At 29.2% G+C, this 10,377-nt stretch carries 15 protein-coding genes and 1 riboswitch; of the genes, 12 read left to right on the forward strand and 3 right to left on the reverse strand.

Features of this window, described 5'->3' with window-relative positions:
* From AC5SL3_RS03020 to AC5SL3_RS03030, 3 genes are all read left to right on the forward strand, one after another.
* On the forward strand, positions 1 to 405 hold the full coding sequence (locus AC5SL3_RS03020) for a transcription antitermination factor NusB (RefSeq protein WP_494578689.1): 405 nt from the start codon (positions 1 to 3) through the stop codon (positions 403 to 405).
* Positions 398 to 1,357 (forward strand): thiamine-phosphate kinase, encoded by a 960-nt coding sequence (gene thiL / locus AC5SL3_RS03025; RefSeq protein ID WP_494578691.1) that lies wholly within the window; start codon positions 398 to 400, stop codon positions 1,355 to 1,357. Before AC5SL3_RS03020 ends, thiL begins: the two co-directional genes overlap by 8 nt.
* 86 nt (positions 1,358 to 1,443) lie before the next feature.
* On the forward strand, positions 1,444 to 3,549 hold the full coding sequence (locus AC5SL3_RS03030; RefSeq protein WP_494578692.1) for a sodium-translocating pyrophosphatase: 2,106 nt from the start codon (positions 1,444 to 1,446) through the stop codon (positions 3,547 to 3,549).
* 1 nt (position 3,550) lies between these two features.
* On the opposite strand, the gene AC5SL3_RS03035 is transcribed toward AC5SL3_RS03030, so the two are convergent.
* Positions 3,551 to 4,015, reverse strand: a complete 465-nt coding sequence (locus AC5SL3_RS03035; RefSeq protein WP_494578694.1) for a hypothetical protein — start codon at positions 4,013 to 4,015, stop codon at positions 3,551 to 3,553.
* On the opposite strand from AC5SL3_RS03035, the gene AC5SL3_RS03040 reads away from it, so the two are divergent.
* Genes AC5SL3_RS03040 through AC5SL3_RS03065 form a run of 6 tightly spaced genes read left to right on the forward strand, consistent with a single transcriptional unit; the run spans position 4,014 to position 6,552 of the window.
* Positions 4,014 to 4,481 (forward strand): ubiquinol-cytochrome C chaperone family protein, encoded by a 468-nt coding sequence (locus AC5SL3_RS03040; protein ID WP_494578696.1) that lies wholly within the window; start codon positions 4,014 to 4,016, stop codon positions 4,479 to 4,481. The two genes, AC5SL3_RS03035 and AC5SL3_RS03040, sit on opposite strands and share 2 nt — an antisense overlap.
* Positions 4,482 to 4,488: 7 nt before the next feature.
* Entirely contained in the window at positions 4,489 to 4,671 is a 183-nt protein-coding gene (rpmF, locus tag AC5SL3_RS03045) for a 50S ribosomal protein L32 (protein WP_011282128.1), read from the forward strand.
* Between the two features lie 14 nt (positions 4,672 to 4,685).
* Complete coding sequence (gene plsX, locus AC5SL3_RS03050; RefSeq protein ID WP_494578698.1) at positions 4,686 to 5,690, forward strand: phosphate acyltransferase PlsX; 1,005 nt, start codon at positions 4,686 to 4,688, stop codon at positions 5,688 to 5,690.
* Positions 5,690 to 5,992, forward strand: a complete 303-nt coding sequence (locus AC5SL3_RS03055; protein WP_494578700.1) for an integration host factor subunit alpha — start codon at positions 5,690 to 5,692, stop codon at positions 5,990 to 5,992. The genes plsX and AC5SL3_RS03055 overlap by 1 nt, the downstream gene beginning before the upstream one ends.
* Complete coding sequence (locus AC5SL3_RS03060; RefSeq protein WP_494578702.1) at positions 5,982 to 6,359, forward strand: MerR family transcriptional regulator; 378 nt, start codon at positions 5,982 to 5,984, stop codon at positions 6,357 to 6,359. The genes AC5SL3_RS03055 and AC5SL3_RS03060 overlap by 11 nt, the downstream gene beginning before the upstream one ends.
* A gap of 1 nt (position 6,360) precedes the next feature.
* Positions 6,361 to 6,552 (forward strand): 50S ribosomal protein L33, encoded by a 192-nt coding sequence (locus AC5SL3_RS03065; protein WP_006996892.1) that lies wholly within the window; start codon positions 6,361 to 6,363, stop codon positions 6,550 to 6,552.
* 2 nt (positions 6,553 to 6,554) lie between these two features.
* Here AC5SL3_RS03065 and AC5SL3_RS03070 read toward each other — a convergent pair whose 3' ends face one another.
* The gene (locus AC5SL3_RS03070) at positions 6,555 to 6,845 is read right to left on the reverse strand and encodes a chorismate mutase (RefSeq protein WP_006996893.1); all 291 of its coding nucleotides are present in this window, start codon (positions 6,843 to 6,845) and stop codon (positions 6,555 to 6,557) included.
* 75 nt (positions 6,846 to 6,920) lie between these two features.
* On the opposite strand from AC5SL3_RS03070, the gene AC5SL3_RS03075 reads away from it, so the two are divergent.
* Positions 6,921 to 7,898: a COX15/CtaA family protein gene (locus tag AC5SL3_RS03075; RefSeq protein ID WP_494578704.1), complete on the forward strand. Its 978-nt coding sequence runs from the start codon at positions 6,921 to 6,923 to the stop codon at positions 7,896 to 7,898.
* On the opposite strand, the gene AC5SL3_RS03080 is transcribed toward AC5SL3_RS03075, so the two are convergent.
* Positions 7,891 to 9,219 (reverse strand): O-acetylhomoserine aminocarboxypropyltransferase/cysteine synthase family protein, encoded by a 1,329-nt coding sequence (locus AC5SL3_RS03080; RefSeq protein WP_494578706.1) that lies wholly within the window; start codon positions 9,217 to 9,219, stop codon positions 7,891 to 7,893. The genes AC5SL3_RS03075 and AC5SL3_RS03080 overlap by 8 nt on opposite strands.
* A 4-nt stretch (positions 9,220 to 9,223) precedes the next feature.
* Positions 9,224 to 9,292: riboswitch (SAM riboswitch) on the reverse strand.
* A 139-nt stretch (positions 9,293 to 9,431) separates the two neighbouring features.
* Here AC5SL3_RS03080 and rplM point away from each other — a divergent pair.
* Together rplM and rpsI are read left to right on the forward strand one after the other, a co-directional pair.
* Positions 9,432 to 9,893, forward strand: coding sequence for a 50S ribosomal protein L13 (rplM, locus tag AC5SL3_RS03085; RefSeq protein WP_006996896.1), 462 nt, complete (start codon positions 9,432 to 9,434; stop codon positions 9,891 to 9,893).
* 1 nt (position 9,894) lies between these two features.
* Positions 9,895 to 10,344 (forward strand): 30S ribosomal protein S9, encoded by a 450-nt coding sequence (rpsI, locus tag AC5SL3_RS03090; RefSeq protein WP_494578707.1) that lies wholly within the window; start codon positions 9,895 to 9,897, stop codon positions 10,342 to 10,344.
* The last annotated feature ends 33 nt before the right edge of the window (positions 10,345 to 10,377 follow it).

Raw genomic sequence — 10,377 nt, forward strand, 5'->3', positions numbered from 1 at the left:
ATGAGAACTCCATATAATCCTAATCAAAGTCCGAGGGTTATTATTATCCAAAAATTATATGGAAATTTTTTTAATGATGACACAGACTTAACTTTTCCCAAACATAGATTTAAAAAATTCATTAAAGATGTTGTTTTAGGTACTATTGAAAGAGATGAAGTTATTAAAGAAGAAGTTAAAAAATATCTAAGCGAAGATTTACAGTTAACTAATTTAGATCAGGTTTTTCAAGTGATAGTAAAATCTGCTATATTTGAGTTTTTATACAAACCTAAAGTTTCTTCTAAAATAATTATTAAAGAATATCTTGATGCATCAAACTTTTTTTTAGAAGATGGTCAAACTAAATATTTAAATGCAATATTAGATAAAATAGCTAAAAAAATAAGAACTACTGATGCATGAATTTGAATTAATAAAAAATTATTTTCAAAAACTCTCTAAAAAATCACCAAGTGCTTTAAATTTGAATGATGATGTTTTTTTTGATAAAAAAAATAAATTAGCAGTATCTGTTGACACATATACAGAAGGCAATCATTTCATAGACTTTAAAAGACCTGAGCTTGTCATTAAAAAAATAATTAGATCATCAATTTCAGACCTAATATGCAAAGGCATTAAACCAAAATATTATTTTATTTCTGGTTCTGGCAATAAAAAAAGTTTTTCTAAATTAAATTTATCAAAAATCAGCAAATCACTTAATCAAGAACAGAATAAATATAAAATATTTTTAAGTGGTGGAGATACAGTTTTTTCTAACAAGTTAAGTTTTACAATTACTTCAATAGGTTTTGCCAACAATATTATCTATAGAAACAAAGCTAAACTTTATGATGATGTATATGTCTCTGGAAATTTAGGAGATAGTTATTTAGGGCTATTAGTTTTAAAAAATAAAATTAAGCTTAATTCAAGATTAAAAAAATATTTTACTAATCAATATTTTATGCCAAATATTCAATTAAAATTAATTGATCAAATTAAAAAGTTTGCCAATACCTCAATTGATATATCTGATGGACTTATAGCTGACCTTGATAAAATGATTAATAATCAGAAATTATCCTATAAAATTTTTTTAAAAGATATTCCAATTTCAAATAACCTAAAGAAGATACTTGCTCTTAAAAAACTATCTAAGATTAATTACATTTCTAATGGTGATGATTATCAGGTATTATTTACAGCTTCTAAAAATAAGATGAGAATCATAAAAAAAATAGCTACTAATTGTAGAGTTAAGCTAACTAAAATTGGCACAATTCAAAGTCATGTTAAAAAATTATCCATTATTGATGATGCAAATCGACAAATTACCCTTAAAAATAAAGGTTATTTGCATAAGTTTTAAAAAGTTAAATATTGCCTTTTATTGCTTTTTTTGTATTGTCCGGAATTTAAAGAATAAAATTTAACAACCAAACAACCAAAGGCAAAATGAACTCACTAATAGAAACAATATTATTATTTACCATAGCAGCTGGATCTCTTTCAATCGTTTATGGTTTTTTTACAGGAATGAATATCCTTAACTCAAGTGCTGGAAATGCCAAGATGCAAGAAATAGCATCAGCAATTCAAATTGGTGCTAAGGCTTATTTAGCAAGACAATATAAAACAATTGCCGTGGTTGGAGTTGTTGTTTTAGTTATTATTTGCTTTGTGTTCAGTCCATTAGTTGGTTTAGGTTATTTTATTGGTGCTACATTATCAGGTATAGCTGGTTATGTTGGAATGTTAGTTTCTGTTCAAGCTAACGTTAGAACTGCTGAAGCATCAAGAAAAGGCTTAGCAAGCGGTCTTGCTGTTGCATTTAAATCAGGTGCTGTAACTGGAATGTTAGTTGCTGGATTAGCTTTACTTGCAATCGCAGTTTATTACTATTTTTTATTAAAAGCAGGTATTGATGACAGAGAAGTTGTTAATGCATTAGTTGCATTAGGTTTTGGTGCTTCTTTAATATCAATTTTTGCAAGATTAGGTGGTGGAATTTTTACAAAAGGTGCTGATGTTGGTGCTGACTTAGTTGGTAAAGTTGAAGCGGGTATTCCAGAAGATGACCCTAGAAATCCAGCTGTAATTGCTGATAATGTTGGAGATAACGTTGGTGATTGTGCTGGTATGGCAGCAGATTTATTTGAAACTTACGCTGTAACAATTGTTGCAACAATGGTTCTTTCTTCGATATTTTTTTATGGTGATTTAAATATGATGATCTATCCTCTAACTATTGGTGGTGCTTGTATTTTAACATCAATCTTAGGAACTTTCTTTGTTAAACTTGGAAAAAGTAAAAATGTTATGAACGCTTTATATAAAGGGTTTGTAGTTTCTGCTGTTTCTTCATTAATAATTTTATACCCTGTTACTGATTATGTAATTGGATTTGCAAGTGAATATACTGTTAATGGTAAAAGCTTTACTGGTATGAGTTTGTATTATTGTGGAATAATTGGTTTAGTTATTACTGGACTATTAATTTGGATTACTGAATACTACACTGGTACTGAATACAGACCAGTAAGAAGTATTGCTAAATCATCTACAACTGGTCATGGAACAAATGTTATTCAAGGCTTAGCTGTTTCTATGGAAGCTACTGCAGTACCAGCTTTAATTATTGTTGCGGGTATATTAGCAACAAATTCAATCGCAGGTCTTTATGGTATCGCTATTTCAGTAACTACAATGCTTGCATTAGCAGGTATGGTTGTTGCGCTTGATGCTTATGGTCCTGTAACAGATAATGCTGGTGGTATTGCTGAAATGGCTAAATTACCAAATAGTGTTAGAAAAACTACCGATGCATTAGATGCAGTAGGTAATACGACCAAAGCTGTTACTAAAGGTTATGCCATAGGTTCTGCAGGTTTAGGTGCTCTAGTATTATTTGCAGCTTATGTTGAAGACATCAAGCACTTTTCAGGTGTAGCCGGTTCAAAGCTTGAAGGAATTGTTGTAACTTTTGATTTATCAAATCCTTACGTTGTAGTTGGTTTATTAATTGGTGGAATGCTTCCATATTTATTTGGATCAATGGGTATGCAAGCTGTTGGTAGAGCAGGTGGTGCAGTGGTTGTTGAAGTAAGAAGACAATTTAAAAAATACCCAGGTATCATGAAGGGTAAACAAAAACCTGATTATGCTAAACTAGTTGATCTATTAACTTTAGCTGCAATTAGAGAGATGATTATACCTTCGTTACTGCCAGTTCTTTCTCCTATTGTTTTATACTTTGTAATACTAGCTATAGGTGGTCAAGTTGCTGCTTTAGCTGCAGTAGGTGCAATGTTATTAGGTGTAATTATTACAGGTTTATTTGTAGCTGTTTCAATGACTGCTGGTGGTGGTGCTTGGGATAATGCAAAAAAATATATTGAAGATGGAAATCACGGTGGAAAGGGTTCTGAAGCACATAAAGCTGCTGTAACTGGTGACACTGTTGGAGATCCTTACAAAGATACTGCTGGTCCTGCTGTTAATCCAATGATTAAAATTACAAATATTGTGGCTTTACTATTGTTGGCGGTGATTGCTGGTTAAATTAATTTATTTTTTTTTTACCGAGAGGGTCGTTTATTTTTTGTCTTATTGAGTACAAAAACTCATATATAAAATTATTTTTAGAATAATTCATTTGAGTTGTGTCTCCGGAAAATTTTATATTGTTCATGTCTTCTTTAGTAAGAAAAATATTTTTTGATAAAACACCTCTGTTATCAATATCCAATAGCAAGATATTATTTTTTAACAATTCTTTTTTCCCTAAATTTGATAGTTTTGAAGAGCTAGTTTGTATTTCCATATAAATCCATAATTCCTGATTAAAAGCTCCTTTTGTTGAAGGAGGTCCTAAAAGTTCAATTATATCGTTTTTATTTGTTTTACCAATTATAAGTTTTTCATTCTTCTTTTCTAAAAAATGTACTCCATGATGTTTTATAACTTTATTTAATGTACAATTTGAAATAAATAAAAAAATAATAATTAGATAAAAATAATTTTTCATGAGCAAAGAATATTTAAATATTTACAACAATTTAGTTAAATTAACTAGAAATAAAGATTTGTATAAGGGTTTTAAAAATCAGGATACTTTTTCTGATAGATTAATATTTTTTTTACTGCATTTCGCTTTCTTTTTGAAAGTTTATAAGGAAAATAATGATAAAAAAATACTACAAGAGATTTATGATTTTACCTTCAGACAAGTTGAATTAAGCATCAGGGAAATTGGTTACGGTGACCAGTCAATTAATAAAAAAATGAAAGATTACTTAAACTTATTCTATGGAATGATCGACAAAATTCACAGTTGGGATGAATTGGATATAGAATCTAGAAACTCTATTTTGGTAAATTTTTTAGATAATTCATCTAATATTGAGTATTTGGTTAAATATTTTGAAAATTATAGGTTAAATTTAAGAAATAATACTTTAAATTCTTATATAAAAGGTGTAGTTAAGCATTAATTTTATTATGGCTGTACCTAAACGAAAACAATCACCGTCAAGAACTGGAATGAGAAGAGCTCAGAATATGAAGTTCAAATCTACCAATATTGTTGAGGACAAGAAATCTGGAGAATACAGATTGCCTCATCACTTAGATCTAAAAACAGGCATGTATAGAGGTAGACAAGTTTTAGATCCTAAGGAATAAAAGTCCAAAATTAAATGAGCAAAATAATAAAAATTGCAGTTGATGCAATGGGTGGAGATAACTCACCAAAAAAAATTATTGATGGCATTAATCATCATTATAAAAGTAACGCTAATACTTTTTATCAAATTTTTGGTGATAAGGAAAAAATCCAAAATTATTTAAATGATCAATTACCCACATCTTCATTTGAAATAATTCACACTAAAGATTTGGTTAAAGGAACTGATAGTCCTTTAGAAGGAGCTAAAAGAGGAAAAAACACTAGTATGTGGTTAGCCATACAAAGTGTTAAAGAAAAAAAATCTGACATAGTTATTTCTGCCGGTAACACTGGAGCATTACTTGTTATTTCAAAACTTAATCTAAAGATGATTGAAAACATTGATAAACCAGCTCTTTCTGCTTTATGGCCAAATAAAAAGAACATGAGTGTTGTGCTAGATTTGGGAGCTAATATCGAATGTAGTCCAAAAAATTTAATTGATTTTTCTATAATGGGATCTTCGTTATTTAAATCCTTATATCCAGATGATACAGCTAAAGTTGCTTTATTAAATATAGGGTCTGAAGAAATTAAAGGTAATGAGACTATCAAAGAAACTTACCAACAATTAAATCAAAGAAATAACAATGACTTTGAGTTTAAGGGTTATATAGAAGGTAATCAGTTAATGAATGGCGATGTGAATGTTATCGTTGCAGATGGATTTACTGGAAATATTGCTTTGAAGACAGCTGAGGGTACTGCAAATTTTATTACCAGTGAATTAAAGAAAGCCATGACAGGTAATCTTATTGGTAAAATTTCATCTTTACTAAATATTTCAAATTTAAAAAAATTTAAAGAAAGATTAGATCCAAGACTTTATAATGGTGCAATTTTCATAGGTTTAGATTCTCCTGTTATTAAAAGCCATGGTGGAACAGATTATATAGGCTTTTCAAACTCATTAAGTGTTTGCACTAGAATTGTAACTGGTAATTTAATAGAAAAGATAAGAAACAACATAAGTTAATGCAAAGAACTAACTTAACAAAAAAAGATCTTATAAATTCAATTTATATGCAAATTGGTTTTTCAAAAAATATATCTGAAAATTTGATTGATGATTTTCTAATCACAATAGTAGACAATTTAAAAATAGAAAAAAAATTAAAGCTCTCTAAATTTGGTACTTTTTCTATAAGGGCAAAAAAAAGTAGAATTGGACGAAATCCCAAAACAAAAGAACAAACAACTATATCTAATAGAGATGTTGTTTTATTTAAAGCTTCTAAGGAATTTAAAGATTTGGTAAATTCTAAGAATGATTTATAAAAATAATGATGCTTATAAGTCAATAGGTGAGGTTGCTAAAATTCTTGGTCTTGTAAACAAAAAAAAAGGAACCTTGAATACTCATACTATTCGATTTTGGGAGAAGGAATTTAAGCAAATTAAGCCAAAAATTTTACATGGTAATAGAAGATATTATAATAATGATACTATTGAGGTTTTAAAAAAAGTTAAATATCTACTCAAAGATCAAGGAATGACAATTATTGGTGTTAAAAAAGTTCTTAATTCTGATAAATCATTAAAACTTGACGAATTACCAAATAATTCTATAAATGCTGATTATAATTTAAAAAATAAACTTAAGAAGATTTCGGATTTAATAAAAAAGATAAAAAGTTTAAAATAAAATGGCAAAAAAAACGCACGTTAAAGTTAGATTAGTACCTGAGGCTAAACCTGATAGTCCTTTTTTTTATTATGTTAAAAAACCTGCAGGTGGTGAAAAAGCTAAAGTTAAATTGTCTGCAAAGAAATATAACCCTTCTACAAGAAAACATGAAATGTTTGTGGAAAAAAAATTACCTCCACACAGTAAATAGTATTATTTTTTTCTAAAATTTCTTTTTTCGTAATCAATAAAAGACCAAATCATATTTTTCCAAATTCTATTAGTGATTTTTGGGTCAATATTAGTTTGTATTGATTTTTTTTTAATTTTTTTAAGTATAAAATTGATTCTTTTTTGATCAATTATTTCTTTTTTATGTATTTTTACTTTTAGCACTTCATTGACTAGAGAAGATCTTTTTTTGATTAATTTAAGTAAATCATTATCAAGTTTATCAAGCTTAATTCTAATCTGATTTAGTTTTTTTTTATTTGTAGGCGACATTTATTCAATTGGTTATTAAGATAATTATTATAAGTATAATTTATGTTTGTAAATAGCGACAACTATATAAAATATTTGAAATTGTGGTTAATAACTTTATTTTCATTAATTGTTCTTATGGTAGCTGTCGGTGGTCTTACTAGACTAACAGACTCTGGTTTATCAATCACAGCCTGGGAGCTCTTTACTGGAATACTCCCACCTATGAATATTAATGAGTGGAATTTTTATTTCTCAGAGTACAAAAAAATTCCTGAATATAAAAATATTAACTACGGCATGTCCTTAGATGAATTTAAAGTGATTTTTTATTGGGAGTATGCTCATAGATTGTTAGCAAGATTTGTAGGTTTGTTTACTTTAGTGCCTTTGCTTTTCTTCACTCTTTATTTTAAAAAAACTCTGCATTATTCTAATAAATATTATTGGATTTTTTTTCTTGTGTGTCTTCAGGGGTTCATTGGTTGGTATATGGTATCTAGCGGATTAATTGAAAATAATGACGTTAGTCACTTTAGACTTAGCATTCATTTATCTTTGGCTTTATTTATTTTATGTTTAATTTTTTGGTATATTTTAGATATTCATAAAATTAAGAAATTTGAAAATAAAATTCCAAATTTATTTTTATTATTTATACTTAAATTGATAGTTTTGCAGATTGTATTGGGTGCTTTTTTATCAGGTTTAGATGGTGGTCTTATCTATAATTCATGGCCTGATATGAATGGTAGTTTTTTTCCAAATGATGTTAGTTATGGTGATTTAATTAGTACTCAATTATTTAACAACCCATCAATTATTCAATTTTTGCATAGATCAACTGCATATTTGCTTTTATTTTTTATAATCATTTTAAATTTTATCTATTTTAAAAAACAATATGATTTTAAATATGTATTATTTTTTGATGTTGCTATCTTGTTTCAAATTTTTTTAGGAATTATAACTTTGATTTCTGGTGTAGAGATTACATACGCTTCACTACACCAGCTAGGTTCAATATTAGTTTTGAGTTCTTATTTTTTGATATTATATAAAAACTCTAACTAACTGCTTTCAAATTCCCTTTAGAAGATTTATTTAAAGCTTGGTCTAAATCCTCAATAATGTCATCTATATGCTCAATACCAATACATAATCTTACGTATCCAGGAGTTACACCTGAGGCTAACAATTCTTTTTCTGTTAACTGACTATGAGTTGTTGTTGCAGGATGAATTGCTAAACTTCTTGCGTCTCCAATATTTGCAACATGATAAAACATTTTTAAAGACTCGATAAATCTCTTACCTGCTTCAATACCACCTTTGAGCTCAATACCAACTAAACCACCATTTCCTTCATTAAGGTATTTTTTAGCACGATCAGCAATTTTACCTTCATGTTCTGTTGGATAGATTACTCTTGTTACTTCTTTATTTTTCTTTAAATAGTCAACAACTTTTGATGCATTTGAGCAGTGTTGTTTCATTCTAAGAGCAACTGTTTCAAGCCCTTGAATAATTCCAAATGCATTGTCAGGTGATAGGGCAGAACCAAGATCTCTTAGTAATGTAACCCGCGCTCTTACTGCAAAAGAAACATTAGCCCCAGTTAATTCTGGAACCACTTTTCCCCATATAGCTCCACCGTAACTTGCGTCCGGTTCGTTAAATAAAGGTTGTCTTTTGGGATCAGCTGTCCAATCAAAATTACCTCCATCAACTAAAGCTCCACCTACAACTGTACCGTGACCACCTATATATTTTGTTAATGAATAAACTACTACTGCAGCACCATGTTCTAAAGGTTTGCAAATTACAGGGGCAGCTGTGTTGTCCATTATTAATGGTATATTGTATTTTTTACCAATATCAGAAACTTCTTTAATTGGAAAAACTCTCAAATAAGGATTTGGTAAAGTCTCACCATAAAAAGCTCTAGTTTTATCATCAACAGCTTTTTCAAAGTTTTTTGGGTCAGAAGGGTCTGCATATCTAACTTCAATACCAAGTTTACTTAATGTATGCGTGAATAACGAAATAGTACCTCCATATAAATCCGTAGAGCTGACTATATTATCTCCGGCTTGTGCAACGTTTAAAATTGCAAAAGTTGATGCGGTTTGTCCAGATGCTACTGTTAAACAGGCTAATCCTCCTTCTAATGAAGCAACTCTTTTTTCAAGAGCATCATTTGTTGGATTCATTATTCTTGTATAAATATTTCCAAATTCCTTAAGAGCAAACAAATTCGCAGCATGTTCAGTACTATCAAATTGATACGATGTTGTTCTATAAATTGGAACTGCTACTGCTTTGGTTGTTGGATCATTTCTATAATCACCACCATGTATAGCTATAGTCTCAGGGTTTTGTCTTTTTGTACTCATCTTAATACTCCTTTTTTAGTACTTTTGCTTTATGCAAGGCGTACAATACAGTTCAAATGCGCCTACCGATAATGTGGGTAAAAAATCCTTTTTAGCAATAACTAGCCTGCAATAGGAACAAATCGGCTATATAAAAATATCATTTAAGCAAGATATTGCAAGGGAAATATAAAATTGACATTATATCTAATAATAGTATTAATCCTCGCACAATGACAAAATTTCTAAAAAGTGGTGATTTAAACAGTAACTGGTTTGAGATTGATGCTAAAAATGCTGTAGTTGGCAGATTAGCTTCTATTATCGCTATGATTGTTAGAGGAAAAAATAAAACAACTTTTACACCTCATATGGATGATGGTGATTTTGTTGTTGTTAAAAATGTTGAACAAGCAAAGTTCACTGGAAAAAAATTTAAAGATAAAAAATATTATAGACATACTGGTCACCCAGGTGGAATTAAAGAAATTACTCCTGAAAAGTTATTAGAAAAAAATAAACCTGGAGAGACATTAAAATTAGCTATTAAAAGAATGTTACCTGGTGGAGTTCTAGGAAGAAAACAATTAACTAAAGTAAAAATTTATGCTGGTGAAGAACACCCTCATGCGGCACAAAACCCAAAACTTTTAGACTTAGGTAAATTAAACAGTAAAAATTTAATAAGAAATTAATATGGAAACAGCAGCTTCACCAAATAAAGTGTCTACAAAAAAACCTAAAATTAAATTAGATTTTAAAGATAGTAAATACGCAACTGGTAGAAGAAAAAAATCTATTGCAAAAATTTGGGTGAAAAAGGGTACTGGCAAAATTTACGTTAATGGCAGAACTATGGATGAGTACTTCACTAGCGGAAGTCACAAAATGCAAATCACAAGACCATTTGAGATTATAAACCAAGCAACTGATTATGATGTAAGATGTAGTGTAGCAGGTGGTGGACATACTGGTCAAGCTGGTGCAATGGTTCATGGTATTGCTAAAGCATTAATCTTATTTGATTCAGAGAATAGAGCAGTACTTAAGACAGAAAAGCTTAATACTAGAGACTCTAGATCGGTTGAAAGAAAAAAACCTGGTCGTAGAAAAGCAAGAAGAAGCTTCCAATTCTCGAAAAGATAATTCTTTTTTAACTCTAAACTGTTATAATAAAAA

The sequence above is a fragment of the Candidatus Pelagibacter sp. PS_34 genome (assembly GCF_059417845.1).